The 14,606-nt window shown below is 64.9% G+C and carries 10 protein-coding genes; 6 read left to right on the forward strand and 4 right to left on the reverse strand.

Annotated features, from left to right (window positions below; all coding sequences use genetic code 11):
• Positions 1-143: 143 nt before the first annotated feature.
• Entirely contained in the window at positions 144-971 is an 828-nt protein-coding gene (locus EDF56_RS07285; protein WP_132386075.1) for an alpha/beta hydrolase, read from the forward strand.
• An 80-nt stretch (positions 972-1,051) separates the two neighbouring features.
• Here EDF56_RS07285 and EDF56_RS07290 read toward each other — a convergent pair whose 3' ends face one another.
• Positions 1,052-2,575: an FAD-dependent monooxygenase gene (locus EDF56_RS07290; RefSeq protein ID WP_132386076.1), complete on the reverse strand. Its 1,524-nt coding sequence runs from the start codon at positions 2,573-2,575 to the stop codon at positions 1,052-1,054.
• A 410-nt stretch (positions 2,576-2,985) separates the two neighbouring features.
• Here EDF56_RS07290 and EDF56_RS07295 point away from each other — a divergent pair, with 410 nt between their 5' ends.
• On the forward strand, positions 2,986-5,259 hold the full coding sequence (locus EDF56_RS07295; protein ID WP_132386077.1) for a TonB-dependent receptor: 2,274 nt from the start codon (positions 2,986-2,988) through the stop codon (positions 5,257-5,259).
• Between the two features lie 62 nt (positions 5,260-5,321).
• Here the strand turns inward: EDF56_RS07295 and EDF56_RS07300 are convergent, their stop codons facing one another.
• Positions 5,322-6,653 (reverse strand): HAMP domain-containing sensor histidine kinase, encoded by a 1,332-nt coding sequence (locus EDF56_RS07300; RefSeq protein ID WP_132386078.1) that lies wholly within the window; start codon positions 6,651-6,653, stop codon positions 5,322-5,324.
• Positions 6,646-7,320 (reverse strand): response regulator transcription factor, encoded by a 675-nt coding sequence (locus EDF56_RS07305; RefSeq protein ID WP_132386079.1) that lies wholly within the window; start codon positions 7,318-7,320, stop codon positions 6,646-6,648. Before EDF56_RS07305 ends, EDF56_RS07300 begins: the two co-directional genes overlap by 8 nt.
• A gap of 150 nt (positions 7,321-7,470) precedes the next feature.
• On the opposite strand from EDF56_RS07305, the gene EDF56_RS07310 reads away from it, so the two are divergent.
• Genes EDF56_RS07310 through EDF56_RS07325 form a run of 4 tightly spaced genes read left to right on the forward strand, consistent with a single transcriptional unit; the run spans position 7,471 to position 13,895 of the window.
• On the forward strand, positions 7,471-8,463 hold the full coding sequence (locus EDF56_RS07310; protein ID WP_132386080.1) for a gluconolactonase: 993 nt from the start codon (positions 7,471-7,473) through the stop codon (positions 8,461-8,463).
• Positions 8,464-8,506: 43 nt separating this feature from the next.
• Positions 8,507-9,814, forward strand: coding sequence for a TolC family protein (locus tag EDF56_RS07315; protein ID WP_132386081.1), 1,308 nt, complete (start codon positions 8,507-8,509; stop codon positions 9,812-9,814).
• The gene (locus tag EDF56_RS07320) at positions 9,811-10,842 is read left to right on the forward strand and encodes an efflux RND transporter periplasmic adaptor subunit (RefSeq protein ID WP_165912124.1); all 1,032 of its coding nucleotides are present in this window, start codon (positions 9,811-9,813) and stop codon (positions 10,840-10,842) included. The genes EDF56_RS07315 and EDF56_RS07320 overlap by 4 nt, the downstream gene beginning before the upstream one ends.
• Entirely contained in the window at positions 10,839-13,895 is a 3,057-nt protein-coding gene (locus EDF56_RS07325) for an efflux RND transporter permease subunit (protein WP_132386083.1), read from the forward strand. The genes EDF56_RS07320 and EDF56_RS07325 overlap by 4 nt, the downstream gene beginning before the upstream one ends.
• On the opposite strand, the gene EDF56_RS07330 is transcribed toward EDF56_RS07325, so the two are convergent.
• A complete protein-coding gene (locus tag EDF56_RS07330) occupies positions 13,868-14,548 on the reverse strand; it encodes a VIT1/CCC1 transporter family protein (RefSeq protein WP_207904653.1) in 681 nt (226 codons plus the stop codon). The two genes, EDF56_RS07325 and EDF56_RS07330, sit on opposite strands and share 28 nt — an antisense overlap.
• Between the last annotated feature and the right edge of the window lie 58 nt (positions 14,549-14,606).

Genomic DNA, 14,606 nt, shown 5'->3' on the forward strand with positions numbered 1-14,606 from the left:
CTCCACTTTAGATCCGATTCCCCGAATGTCGGTTTTGGCTCCGATAATGTCGGAAGCGCCGATGCCGATGCAGTTCCATACGACGTAGGTATTCAACTGCGGGACGGACGCGGGTCCTCCTGGTCAAGCGGAAGGAAGCGAAAATGGCGACGATCACGACAGCGGACGGCACCGAGATCTTCTACAAGGACTGGGGCCGCAAGGATGCTCAGCCCCTGTTCTTCCACCATGGCTGGCCGCTCAGCGCGGACGATTGGGACAGCCAGATGATGTTCTTCCTCTCGAAGGGCTATCGCGTCATCGCCCACGATCGCCGGGGCCATGGCCGCTCCAGCCAGACCTCGGATGGCCATGACATGGATACGTATGCTGCGGACGCCTTCGCGGTGGTCGAAAAGCTGGGCCTGACCAATGCGATCCACATCGGCCATTCGACCGGCGGCGGTGAGGTGACCCGCTATGTCGCGAAATACGGGAAGGGCCGCGTGGCGAAAGCCGTTCTCATCAGCGCGATCCCGCCGACTTTCATGCAGTCCGAACGCAATCCCGATGGCGTTCCCAAGGAGGTGGTCGACGGCATTCGCGACGGCACTGCGTACCATCGTTCGCAATTCTATCAGGACATCACGATCCCGTTCTACGGCTTCAACCGCGAAGGCGCGACGGTGTCACAGGGTATCCGCGACAACTGGTGGCGGCAGGGCATGATGGGCGCGGCGATCGCACAGTGGGAATGCGTGCGCGTCCTGTCGGAGACCGAGTTCTACGACGATCTTGCGGTAATCGACGTGCCGGTGCTCGTGATGCATGGCGAGGATGACCAGATCTGCCCGTTCACGACCACCGGCGCTCGCTCGGTCAAGCTGCTGAAGCACGGCAAGCTGATTTCCTATCCCGGTTTCCCGCACGGCATGCCGACCACGCATGCCGATGTGATCAACCAGGATCTTCTGGAATTCATCCAAAGCTGATGAGAACCGTCATTGCAACGACGCGTGTCATGGGGCGAGAGCGGGATGCCGCGCTCGCCCCCTTCAGTCATGGCTCGAATTCAAGGATTTCCAAACCAGCGCGCAAGGGCGGGTGCCACTTGCTCTCCATCCACAGAGAGATCGCTCGACCACGCGACGAACCCGTCCGGCCGCACCAGCAGAGCGCTCAGGCCAAGACGATCTCGCGGATCGGCGGCGATATAGTCGATCCGCTTGCTCCACCGGCTCGCAATGGCGTGAAGTGACGCGCATGCGTCGAAATCCAGAAGCAAGCCCCGCCCATGGCGGAGCCGTTCGTTCAACCGCGTTCCATCACCCAGATCGAAGTCGGGCGCGCTGCGGCCCATGAGCGGATGCTTCCCGCCGAGATCGTAGCGCAGCCCGGTGCCCCAGACACGCTCGGCAAAAAAGGTGGCGCCGTCGCCGGTCTCCATCAACCCGCGGATGATCGCCTCTAGTGCGCGCGAACTCGGGCTCGGCCGCATGAGCGCGACTTGCGCGCGCGACCAGTCGAGAATGCGTTCGCCCTCCGGCTGCCGCTCGCGCGCATAAGTGTCCAACAGGTCCGGCGGCGCTTCGCCCCGGACAGTGGCGGCAAGCTTCCAGCCAAGGTTCATCGCGTCGCCCAGCCCCAGATTGAGGCCCTGTCCGCCCAGAGGTGAGTGCACATGGGCGGCATCGCCCGCCAGCAGCACCCGGCCTTTGCGATAGTCGGTCGCCTGACAGGCGCGGTCCGTCCAGGTGGTGACGAGTTCAAGCGCCGCCACCATGACATCCGTGCCGGAGATCCGGCGCAGCACCGCCTCGACGTGCTCCCGGGTGACAGGCTGGGCGCGATGGCAGGCCCCGCCGTCGAAATCGACCATCGCGATCGTGCCGAGCGGCGCGTAAGTATACATGCCCGTCGCCGTGTAGTGGCGGCCGGGACGAAGCTTCTCGGGATCTGCCAGTTCGACTTGTGCGGAATAGCCGGTGAATTCCGGCTCCGTGCCGGTAAACGCGATGCCCGCGATCTTGCGGACCGTGCTTCGCCCGCCATCGCACCCGACGAGCCAGCGGCTATGAAAACTCTCGGTGCCCGCGCGGACGGTAATGTTCTCGTCCGACTGATCGAAGCTTTCGACGCCGCAGCCGCGCCGGATTTCAGCCCCAAGCGTGATGGCGCGCTCGGCCAGTACGGCCTCGATGCTCTCGATGTCGACCGCAATAGTGCCGAGCGGGCCGGGCAGGCGATACGGCCATTGGCTTGCGTCGACCCGATCCTTGAAGAACTGGATCCCTGCGAAGTGACCGCCGGGCGCGCGGGGTTGCTGCATCCAGTGGGCAGCGGCCGGTGTACCGCGATCGACCATGCGCGCCTCGATCGCGGCGAGAAGCCCCCGGCGATCGAGGCTTTCGATACTGGGCACGGACAGACCACGCAGCCCGAACGGCAGGCGCTTGAGCGGTGAGCCCGCGTCATGCGCCTGTTCCAGCACCAGTACCGAGCAGCCGAAGAGTCGCAGTTCACAGGCAAGAAACAGGCCGACGGGACCGGCACCGGCAATAATGACATCGTAAAGCTGCGAATGGGATACGGGCATGAAATACTCCTGTGTCGATGTTCGACCGGAGCGTTTCCCGAATCCGAAACCCGCGCGGACGAACGACCGGACGGCCAGATGGCATCCGAGGTTCGTCGCGGGGATCTCAAGCACGAGGCCAAAGACCAGAGCTTTCGTTACCGAAAGGACTTGGGCTTACCAGACCAAGTCTGCCTTTTCCGACGCGATCCATCTAGCTTTGGCGCGCTCGATTGGCAACGGCGCATCGATGTCAGCGTATGAATGGCGGTTTTTCGCGGCATTGGGCCCAACCTCAATTCCGTATGAACATCGGGGTTTATCCCAATGTACATTACAAGACGCCAATCTGCGGGCCTCCGCAACGAAACTGTCACACGTCATCCATAGCGGCGGTCGCACGCCATGGCGGCGTGGGGAAAACACACAAGATGACCAGCAAGACCGGGGCGCATTTGCGCCTTTTCGGCGCGAGCCTGCTCGCCCTCTCGATTCCGATGCTTTCCGGTGTCGCCAAGGCGGAGACGGCGGCCAAACCTCCCGTGAGCGACGAAGACCAGACGTCGGCGAAGAGCGACCTTGCCGAGGGCTCCGACATTCTCGTGACCTCCACGCGCGCCAACGAAATCGCGCCCGTCACGGCGTCCTTGCAGACAACGCAGCCGCAATCGATCGTCTCGCGCTCGTTCATCGAGGATTCGCTTCCCGCCACGGCCGACTTCAACCAGATCGCCCTGATCTCGCCCAGCGTCTCCAACTACGGCGCCGCCAACGGCGTGGGCCTCTCGGAATCCAAGGCGCAGATCCGCGGTTTCCAGGATGGCGAATACAACATCACTTATGACGGCGTGCCGTTCGGCGACACCAACGATCCGACGCACCATTCGAACACGTTCTTCCCGTCGAACACCGTCGAAACGCTGGTCGTCGATCGCGGTCCCGGCAATGCCAGCCAGCTTGGCCAGGCAACGTTCGGCGGCAACCTCAACATGTTCTCACGCGCCACGCGAGAGGACCCGAGCGTCGAAATGAAGGGCAGCTACGGCAGCTACAACACATGGCTGCTGCGCGGCGTCGTCCAGAGCGGCGCGATCAAGCAGTTGGGCGGCGCGGAAGTCGTACTGAGCGCCCAGCATATCGGCTCGGATGGCGCGCGTACTTACAGCCCGTTCAAGTCCAACAACCTGTTTGGCAAGATCATGATCCCGATCGGGCCGGACGCCAAGCTGACCATCCTTGGCACCTATAACGAAAACGACTTCAACCAGCCCGACAAGGACGGCGCGACGCAGTCCCAGATCGCGCAGTTCGGCAAGTATTTCAGCCTCAACAACGATCCGAACTCGCAGACTTATTGGGGGTACAACCATACCCACAAGACCACCGATTTCGAGATCGTGAAGTTCGAGGCGAACCTTTCGTCCTTCGCGACCTTCGACGATCGCGCCTATACCTACAGCTACGACAACGAAACGCTGAGCGGCAACGACGTGACGCTCTATGCGACGGCGAGCGCGGCCGATATCGCCAAGGCCAACATGGTCACGCTGACCCCGGGCGGTGCGAAAACCTTCGGCGTTCCGGGCTATACCAAGACCAACCAGTACCGGATGTACGGCAATATCGCGAAGACCCGCGTCGATTTCGGCTTCGGTGCGATCACGGCGGGCGCCTGGCTCGAATGGTCGGACACCTATCGCCAGCAGCGCGACGTTGACCTGATCACCGGCGGCCCGAACTTCGTCGAGAAGGCAGTCAAGGACCCAGTAACCGGCATTGCAACGCCTGCGAACATCAAGTTTGACCAGAATTCGAACACCAACCACACCGAGGTCTTCACCGAACTCGAACTGCGGCCGATCGCGGGTCTGAAGATTACGCCCGGCTTCAAGCACGTCAATTTCAACCGCCGGATCGATGCGGATTACAACCAGACGACCCGCTATCCGCAGAAGCTCAGCAACACCTATACGGTTGATCTGCCGTTCGCGACGGTCAACTATGAGGTGACGTCCCAGCTTTCGGTCTACGGCCAATATGCGCGCGGTTTCCTTGCGCCGCCGCTGAGCTATCTCTACGTCGCGGATCCCAGCCTCTCGACGCTCAAGCCCGAGCGTTCGACCAACTATCAGGCCGGCGCGGTCTATCACGGCCATAGCCTCAGCATCGACGCCGACGTCTACAAGATCGATTTCACCAACAAGTTCGCGCAGGACCTGACGGCGCCGGCCAGCGAAGGCGTGGTCTACTTCAACCAGGGCGCCGTACAGTACAAGGGCGTGGAAGGTCAGATCACTTACGCGTTCGACCATGGCATCGCGGTCTTTGCCAACGCTTCGCGCAACTATGCCAAGACCAACAATCCTGACGAACCACGCACGCAAGTTGCCAATGCGCCCGAATATACGGCGGCGGTAGGCGTGCTCTACAAACAGGGTCCGATCCGCTTCTCGCTGATCGACAAGTATATCGGACGCCAGTGGTTCGCCGAGGGCGAGCCGGATGCCTACAAGAGCAATGGCTATAACACCGCGATCCTCTCGGCTCGCTACGATATCGGGCCGGTCCGGATTGGTCTGGAGGTCAACAACCTGTTCAACGCGCGGCCTGTCACCAACATCAGCCCGGGCAAGACGGCACTGTTCGACCAGTATTACTACCAGACCGGACGGGCCTTCACTGGCGACGTCACGCTGACGTTCTGACAATTGCGTTCGGGGGCGCTGCCGTGGGCTTGCTTGCGCGGCGTTCCCGAATGCACGGCTCCTCAGGAGTTGCGGGTTACTCGAGGCAGTGTGAGTGTAACCCGCAGGCCTCCGGGTTCGCTGCCGATGGCGATGTCTCCGCCATGCGCCGCCGCAACCGCCGCGACAAGACTGAGCCCAAGGCCGTTGCCCGGCGTCGTTCGGCTCGCCTCGCTGCGGAAGAAGCGTTGGGTAAGCCGGGTTCGGTCGGCGGGCGATACGCCCGGTCCGTCGTCCGCGACGATGAGCCGGGCTTGCCCGTCGCTCGTCTCCAGTGTCAGCGTGATCTGTGTGCCCGGCGGGGTATGGACGATCGCATTGTCGAGCAGATTGGCGAGTGCCTGCGCCAGCAGTTCGCGATCGCCGAGAACCGAGACGCCCGGTACCGAGCGGGTGCTCAGGCTGCGGCCGCTGTCGATCACGGCGGGCAGGAAGCTCTCACCGACATCCTCGGCAAGCGCGGACAGGTCGACCGGGGCGAAGCCGTGGGCCAGCCCGCCGCCCTCCACTTCAGTGATGCGGAGGATCGCGGAGAACAGTTTGAGCAGTTCGTCTCCCTGTTCGACCGCTTTCGCCGCCGCGCCTTCGACGGTGCCGACCTGTTCGAGCTGGTTCCGCAAGCGCAGCAAGGGCGTGCGCAAGTCATGCGCAACGTCGCTCGAAACTTGCCGCAGATTGTCCATCAACCCGGCGATGCGGTCGAGCATCGTGTTGAGTGCGAGGGCCACCTCGTCGAACTCGTCGCGGTGCGTGCCCACTGGGACGCGCTGGTCAAGATTGCCGCCAACGATTCCCCGCGCGGTGCTGCTGATGGCGCCAAGCCGGCGGCGCAGATAGCTGCCGAGCACCAGCGCGCCCGCGACCCCGATGACCAGAACCACAAGGAAAGCGGCGCCGAACAGCATCAGGATCGTCGCGTTTATATCCTCGACCGTCTCGGAATCGATGGCGACGACCAGACGATTGCCGTCGGGCAGTTCGACCGTCTTGGCGCGCGCGGTGTCGCGCCCCTCTTCCGGATCGCGGAAGACGATCATGCCGAAGCCGGGCTCGGGCCGCACGGTGTCGAGCGAGCCCGCGATACGCCGCCCCTGTGGGTCGAACAGCGCATAGCCGAAGGAATCGGTGGCCTTCGCCGTCTCGCGTTCGCGGACTTCGGCAATAAGGCTGCCGCCGGCGGCTTCGTGGAGCAGTGCGGTCACTTCATCGGAAATCGCGCGGTCGCGCGCGCGGCGGAATTCGGCGTCGGCGGCGAAATAGACCGCGATGCCCAGTAGCAGGATCGCCAGTGCGAACGCGGCCGAATAGACGAAGGCGATGCGATAAGCGGCGCTGCGACGGGGCTGCTCAGCCATCGGGGCGCATCCGGTATCCTGCCCCGCGCACGGTTTCGATAGGATCGTCGGCAAAACCCTCGCGCAGTTTGGTGCGCAGTCGGCTGAGATGGCTTTCAACGATGTTGGTCTGCGGATCGAAGTGAAAACCCCACACCAGTTCGAGGAACATGGTGCGCGTGACGATGCGTCCGGCATGGCGCATCAACTGTTCGAGCAAGGCGAATTCGCGCGGCTGAAGGTGGATCGTCCGGCCGCTGCGTGTCACTTCGCGGCGCAATATGTCGAGCGTCATGTCGCCCACCTCGTACCGCGTCACCACGTCCACCGGTACGCGGCGCATCAGCGCGTTGATCCGTGCGGCCAGTTCGGCAAGTGCGAAGGGTTTCACGAGATAGTCGTCGGCACCCGCGTCCAGCCCGGCAACGCGGTCGGCGATGCCGCCCAGCGCGGTCAGGACCAGCACCGGCACGCGCACCGATGCCGCGCGCAGCCGTCGCAGGACTTCGAGCCCTTCCAGTCCGGGCAACATGCGATCGAGAATGACCAGGTCGAACGCCGTGGTCGTGGCCGCGCGAACAGCGCCATCGCCGGTCGATACGCGCGTTGTCGCATGGCCCAGTTCATCAAGGCCGCGTTCAATGAAACCGGCGGTTTCGTCGTCGTCTTCTGCGAGGAGGATATGCATCCGGCCGGTCGGTTCCCTGAGATTGGCTTGCCGCGCAAATCGTTAATGCTGTATCCGCGCTATACCGCATTGTATTTTCCCAATGTATGGTTCGGTGACTGGCGCTGACGGCACGAACAGAGCAGATGCACCTCAACGAGGAGAAGTGCAATGCGCCTGACTATCGCTTTACTTGCCGCTTTGCTGACCACCGCCGCCGCGCCTGCTGCGCCCGCGCCCCAATATCGACTGGACGGTGCGATTGCCGGACCCGACGGCCCGTGGGACTACGCACGGGTCGATTCCACCGCGCACCGGCTCTATGTGGCACGCGGCGGGGCGGTGACGGTTGCCGATCTGGCATCGGGCGGCAATGCAAGTTCCATTGGCGAAGTGCAGCGCGGACATGCTGTTCTGCCGCTGGCGGGCGGTCGGTTGCTGGTCACGAGCGGCACGGACGGTACGGTTCGCTTTCTTAATGCCGCCGATGGTCATGAACTGGCCAAAGTACCTGTCGGAAAGAAGCCCGATGCCGCCATTCTGGATGCGGACGGCTCGCATGCCTTCGTAATGAATTCCGACAGTGGCTCGGTCTCGGTCCTCGACACCGCAGCGATGCGCGTGTTGCGAACGATCCCGGTCAAGCCGGGGCTCGAATATGCAGCCACCGACGGGGCGACACTGTTCATCAACGACGAGGATCTGGGCGAGGTCGAGACCGTCGATCTCGCGCGCGGCGTGGCCGGAAAGCCGATCGCGCTGCCGGGCTGCGAGGGGCCGACCGGCCTTGCACTCGATAGCAAGCACGGGCGGCTGATTTCGGCCTGTGCCAATGGCAAGGCGGCGATTGTCGACGCCAAGGCGCGCAAGCTGGTGGCGCTGGTCGATATCGGGCAGGGTCCCGATGCGGTGATCCTCGATGCGGCGCGCGGGCTTGCCTTCGTACCCTGCGGGAAGGACGGGGTGCTCGATATCGTCTCGCTCCAGAGCTTCACCCGTGTCGGCCGCGTGAAGACCGAAGTCGGCGCGCGGACCGGTGCGCTCGATCCGGAAACGGGCAATATCTACCTGCCGACCGCGCGGTTTGCCGCGCCCACGCAGGCTGGCGGCCGTCCGGCGGCGGTGCCGGGGTCGTTCCATATCCTCGTCGTTCGACCGGCCTGACCGCGCGCTCGTGACTCGTCTGCTCCCCTTGCTTGCGATCGGAATGCTTGCCGGTTGCGCCAGCTACCAACCTGCGCCGTTATCACCGGCCGGGCAGGTGCTGGCGCCGCCGGACACGGCGGTATTGTCACGGGACGCGCAGACGATCGACCGGCCGTTTCTGGCACCGCAAGCCATCGATCTCGGCGCGCCGCTGACGCCCAATGCGCTCGCAGTGATCGCCGTGCTTGAGAATCCCGACCTCAAGGCCCAGCGCGCCGGAACCGGTGTGACGGATGCACAGGCCTTTGCCGCCCGGCTGCTCCCCGATCCGAGTTTTCAAGCTAATTTCGACAAGCTCCTGTCGGGGCCGGACATCTTCAACGGCTTCGGCGCGCAACTGGGGCTCGATCTCAACCAGTTGCGCACAGCCCGCGTCACGCGCGAAGCGGGTGAGCAAAGCAAGCAGCAGGTGCGCCTCGATCTGGCCTGGGCTGAATGGAACACGGCCGGGCAGGCGCGGCTGCTGGGGGTGCGGGTTCAGGCCCTGACCCGGCAACTCGCCATCGCGCAGGAAAGTGCCGCGGCGGCCGAGCGCCTGTTCGCCTCGACCCAGCGGGCCGCCGGGCGCGGCGATGTTTCGGGCGGCGATCTCGACGCTCGCCGACAGGCGCTTGTCGACGCTACCGACAAGGCCCGTTCCGCCGAACGCGACCTTGCCTCGGCCCAGTCCGATCTCAATCAGTTGCTGGGCCTGCCGCCCGGAACCGTGCTCCAGCTCGCGCCGCCGGCTTCGACGCCGGTGCCGCCGTCTTCGGAGACTCTGGTCGCGCAAGCGCTCGACCGCCGGCTCGATCTTCAGGCCTTGCGGGCCGGTTACGGCGTTGCCGAAGCCGATCTGCACAAGGCCGTGCTCGAACAGTTTCCCAACCTGTCGCTGACGCTGGCCGGCGCGCGCGACACGGCCAACAATTACACCGCCGGGCCCGCGATCGGCTTCACGTTGCCGCTGTGGAACCGCAATCGCGGCAATATCGCGATTGCCAAGGCGACGCGCGAGCAGCTTCGCGCGGAATATGATGCGCGGCTGTTCCAGACGCGTGCCGAAATCGATGCGGCGGTTCAGGGGCTGGCATTGCTGCGCCGTCAACGCGAAGCGCTCGTGGCCGAGATGCCCGCCTTCGAGCGCCATGCCGCAGCATCGGAGCGCGCCATGAAACGCGGTGACCTTGCGCTCGCTACGGCCGAAACGACTGGGCAGGCGCTGCGAGACCGCCGCCTCGCGCTTCTCCAACTCGATCAACAGATCGCAGAGCAGACCATCGCTCTTGAATTGCTTTCCGGTGGTCTCAGCGAAGGATGGACCCGATGAAGGCATGTATTCCGCTCCTTTCATGCCTGCTGCTCGCCGGTTGCGGAAGCGACAATGGAGCCGATGGAGCCACGCCCGAGCCAGTCGCGCTGGTGCGTACGGCACCCGCCGAGAGCGGTACGTCGAGCGATGAGGTCACCATCTTTGGCGCGACCGAGGCGAGCCCCGGCAGCATTCAGGCACTGGTCGTGCCCGCAGAGGCAATCGTGGCGCGGGTCGTTTCGCCGACCGGAACCGCCGTTTCCAGCGGTCAGGAAATCGCCACGCTCAAGGCAAGCCCGGCCACGCGGCTTGAGATCGCCAAGGCGGCCAGCGATGTCGCAGCGGCGCAAGCCGCCTACCAGCGCGCGGTGCGCCTGCGCGCCGATGGCCTTGCCAGCGATGCCGACGTCGAGACGGCCCGCGCCGCCGCCCAGACCGCGAGCGCGACCCGGGCCAATCTCGGCCTTGCCGGTAACGGCCTTGCCTTGCGCGCACCGATTACGGGTACTGTGCAGGCGCTCACGGCCAGACCGGGGGACCAACTTGCCGCAGGCACCGTCCTTGCGACTATTGCCGCGCCCGGCGACCTGCGCGCGCGTTTCGGCGTCGATCCGGCGCTGGCCCAGCGTATCCGGCCGGGTCAGGAGATCCGCATAGAGCCCGTTGGCGGCGGGGCTTCGGTCGCTGCGAGCGTCGTCGGTGTCGATATGCAGGTTGATCCCGCTACGCGGCTTGCGGGGCTGTTCGTCCGCCTGCCCAAGGGACTGGCGCCGGCCGCCGGCGTGCCGCTGCGCGCGACCCTGTCGGCCGGAGCCGCGACCACTGGCATCACCATTCCTTATGCCGCTTTGCTCGACGATGGCGGCCGCAGCTATGTCTTCGTCGTGCAGGGTGGGATCGCCAAGGCACGGGACGTTCTTCCCGGCAGCTCCGCCGGAGACCGCATTCGCATCCTCAAGGGCCTGCAAGCGGGCGAACGGGTCGTGACCGAAGGCGGAACCGCACTTGAGGATGACATGAAGGTGCGCGAGGGCAGCCCCAAGTGAGCGGCATTCTCTCCCGCCACCGGCGATCGATCTGGCTGAGCGTATTTCTGGTGACCCTTGCCGGACTGGTCGCGGCGACGCGGCTGCCGGTGACGCTGTTCCCGCACATCGACTATCCGCGCGTCGTCGTTGCCATCGACGCGGGCGAGCGCGATGCCGGGCAGATGGCAGCCGATATCACGCGCCCCGCCGAAATCGCGCTGCGCGAGATTCCCGGCGTCACCCAGATCCGTTCGACGACCAGTCGCGGCTCGGCCGAGATCGCGCTCGGCTTTGGATGGGGCGATGACATGGCGGCAGCCACGCTCGCGGCGCAGGGCGCATTGGCGACGATCCTGCCCGATTTGCCGGCGGGCACGCGCTTCAGCGTGCGCCGTTCGGACCCGACGATCTTTCCCGTCCTCGGCCTGTCGCTGACGTCGACCAAGCGCGACGGTGTCGCGCTGGCGCAATTGGCGCAGCTCAAGTTGCGGCCGCTGCTGTCGACGGTGCCCGGCGTCGCGGGCGTGGACGTTGTCGGCGGATCCTCGCCCGAGATCGCGGTCGATGTCGATCCCGCGCGGCTTCGGGCGCTGGGACTGACGGTTTCGGACGTGGCGACGGCGCTGGGCAGCGCCAACAGCGTCGCCGCCGTGGGCCGGATCGAGGACCGCCACCGGCTCTACCTCGCGCTCGTCGACAATCGGCTGACGGGCGAGGGCGATCTGGCCGCGATCCCGATCAAGGCCGGCGATACGGCCGGTGCAGGCGTTGCCACGCTCGGTCAGGTCGCGACGATCCGCCGCGCACCCGCGCCCGCCTGGACGCGGGTCACCTCGAACGGCACCGATGCCGTGCTGGTCAACATCCGCCAGACCCCGACCGCCGATGCCGTGAAGCTCGTCCGCGAAGTCGAGACGCGCCTCAATGGCGCCGCGCTGCCTGCGGACGTGAAGATCAGCTTCTTCTACGACCAGTCCGAACTGGTGACCGGCGCCGCGAATGCGGTGCGCGATGCGATCCTGCTCGGCGCGATCCTTGCCGGGCTGGTGCTGTTCCTGTTCCTGCGCAGCTGGCGACTGATGGTGATAACCGCCTCGCTGCTCCCCGCCGTGCTGGCCGCGACCTGCCTGGCGTTGCTGGCGCTGGGCATGAGCTTCAACATGATGACTCTGGGCGGCATGGCGGCGGCGGTCGGGCTGGTGGTCGACGACGCGGTTGTGATGCTTGAGCATCTGATGCGCCGGTTGCAGGAAGCCGGCGAGGAGCACGAGCGTCCCTCGATGCTTGCCGCCGCGCGTGAAATGGCACGGCCGCTGTTCGGATCGACGATGGCAACGATCGTCGTGTTCCTGCCGCTCGCCTTCATTTCCGGCGTGACCGGGGGCTTTTTCAAGGCGCTGGCAGTGACGATGACCTCTGCATTGGTCGTGTCGTTGCTCTACGCACGCTTCGTGCTTCCGCTCGTTGCCGAACGCTGGCTGACCCGCAAGGATGCCGAGGCTGCCGACAAGGCGGATCGCTTCACCGAAGTGATCGGGCGGCGGTATCACCAGCTTGCCGGGCGAGCCTTCCAGCGGCCCTTGCTGGTTGCCGGCGTGGGCGCGGCGATCCTTGCGGCGGCGGGATTCCTGGCCTGGAGCCACCTCGAATCCGGCTTCATGCCGGTGATGGACGAAGGCGGCTTCATCCTCGACTACCGGGCGAAACCGGGCGCGGCGCTGCACGATACCGATCGGCTGTTGCGTCAGGTTGAGACGATCATCCGCGAGACGCCGGAAGTGTCGAGCTATTCGCGCCGCACTGGCGTCCAACTGGGCGGCGGCCTCACCGAGGCGGACGAGGGCGATTTCTTCATTCGCCTCAAGGGCGGATCGCGCCGCGACATCGAAGCGGTGATGGCCGATATCCGCGAGAAAGTGGAAACGCGCGTTCCGGGTCTCGAAATCGAGACGGCGCAATTGATGGAAGACCTGATCGGAGACCTGACAGCGGTCCCGCAGCCCATCGAGGTCAAGCTGTTCGGCGACGACCCGGCACAATTGGAGGCGAGTGCCGGAAAAGTGGTCACCGCGCTTGGCAAGATCGACGGCGTGGTCGAGGTGGCAAGCGGGCTGCGGGTCGCGGGCGATGCGATCATCATCAAGGTCGACCGCGCGGCTGCGGCCATGGCGGGCCTCGATCCCGCAGTGGTGGCCGGGCAAGTGGAAGCGCAAGTGGGCGGCACTATCGCCACCCGAATACTGGCGGGCGAACAAGTGATCGATGTGCGCGTTCGGCTGCCGCAGGAATTGCGCCAGCGTGCGGACGCCCTCGGTGCACTCACGCTGCGTGCGCCAGATGGCCGTACAGTGCCGCTTCGCTCCATCGCCGCGATCAGCATCGCCGCCGGACAGCGGCAGATCACGCGCGAGGATCTGGCGCCGTTCATTCCGGTTACCGCGCGGCTTGAGGGCAAGGATCTCGGCACGGGCATGAGCGAAGTGCAGACAGCGGTGGCCGCGTTGCACCTGCCCGCCGGCGTGCGCGTCGATTACGGCGGGCTCTACGCCCAGCAGCAGCAGAGCTTTTCGGATCTGACCACGGTCTTCGTTGCCGCTTTGCTGCTCTCGGCCCTCTTGCTGACTTTGCTGTTCGAGCGCTGGGCCTTCACCGCCGCCGTGATCGGAACGGTGCTGCTATCGACCGCGGCCGTGTTCGTGGGGCTGTGGCTGACGGGCACAGAACTCGACATCTCGGCGCTGATGGGGCTGACGATGGTGATCGGCATGATTACGGAGCTGGCGATCTTCTACCTGGCCGAACTGGTTCCGGGTGCGCCGGTCGATGCCGCTGCCTTGCTGGAAGCGGGCCGGGCGCGGCTGCGGCCGATCGTGATGTCGGCGCTGATCGCGATACTGACCTTGCTGCCGCTGGCTTCGGGGCTGGGGCGCGGATCTGGCCTGCAACGTCCGCTGGCGACGGCCATCATCGCAGGGCTTGGGATCGGAGCACCGCTGGTGCTGACGCTGCTGCCCACTCTGCTACTGCTATTCGGCGGAAAGCTTCAGAAGGCGATTTCTCCCACGGCGTAGCTGATGGCGATAGTCCCAACGCCAACCACAAGCGTACGGATGACGTTGCGGGAAACATCCATGTCTCCCACCCGCGCGCCGATGAATGAAATAAACGTGAGCGATACGAGGGCCGCCACGAAAATCACTTCGGCTTCGATGTCGACCGGCAGGAAGAACGTCATGACGAGCGGGATGGCGGCGCCCAGAAAGTAGGCAATGGCAGCCGATACCCCGGTCAGCACGACTTCGGCCTGAGAGGTCAGCTTGAGGATGCCGTGCTCGCTTTCCATCGCCGTTTTCAAGGGCGAGCGCACGATCAGCTCGCTGGCAACCCTGACCGCGAGATCCTGGCTTAGGCCTTTTTTGCGGTAATATTCGACGATTTCGGCTTCCTGGACGCTCTTCTGCTTCTGGAGTTCGGCTATTTCCACTTCCAGCGCATTGAGCTGCGCTTCCCGTTCGGATGCGGCCTCTGACCATTCCGCGCCTCCGGCGGCGAGCACGCCGGCGACAGTTGCCGCAGTGGCGGCCAACATCAAGGTCCTGTCGCCCGCTCCCGCGCCGGTGAAGCCGAGCAGGATACCGGCGGTTGCGATGATGCCGTCCCGCGCGGCAAGGCTCCACGTGCGCCGGGATTTACGATCCTGGAGATACTGGCGCAGCTCGGACACCAGAACCTTTCGCTTCACGATCCGCTCCTGTGCGGTGAAACTCTCCGTTGCGGGAGCA

This window comes from Novosphingobium sp. PhB165 (genome assembly GCF_004341845.1).
Lineage (GTDB): Bacteria > Pseudomonadota > Alphaproteobacteria > Sphingomonadales > Sphingomonadaceae > Novosphingobium.

Excerpts from the sequence above, each read along its gene's own strand:
- EDF56_RS07285 (WP_132386075.1), top strand. The coding sequence starts at position 144 with ATGGCGACGATCACGACAGCGGACGGCACCGAGATCTTCTACAAGGAC.
- EDF56_RS07290 (WP_132386076.1), bottom strand. The coding sequence starts at position 2,575 with ATGCCCGTATCCCATTCGCAGCTTTACGATGTCATTATTGCCGGTGCC.
- EDF56_RS07295 (WP_132386077.1), top strand. The coding sequence starts at position 2,986 with ATGACCAGCAAGACCGGGGCGCATTTGCGCCTTTTCGGCGCGAGCCTG.
- EDF56_RS07300 (WP_132386078.1), bottom strand. The coding sequence starts at position 6,653 with ATGGCTGAGCAGCCCCGTCGCAGCGCCGCTTATCGCATCGCCTTCGTC.
- EDF56_RS07305 (WP_132386079.1), bottom strand. The coding sequence starts at position 7,320 with ATGCATATCCTCCTCGCAGAAGACGACGACGAAACCGCCGGTTTCATT.
- EDF56_RS07310 (WP_132386080.1), top strand. The coding sequence starts at position 7,471 with ATGCGCCTGACTATCGCTTTACTTGCCGCTTTGCTGACCACCGCCGCC.
- EDF56_RS07315 (WP_132386081.1), top strand. The coding sequence starts at position 8,507 with ATGCTTGCCGGTTGCGCCAGCTACCAACCTGCGCCGTTATCACCGGCC.
- EDF56_RS07320 (WP_165912124.1), top strand. The coding sequence starts at position 9,811 with ATGAAGGCATGTATTCCGCTCCTTTCATGCCTGCTGCTCGCCGGTTGC.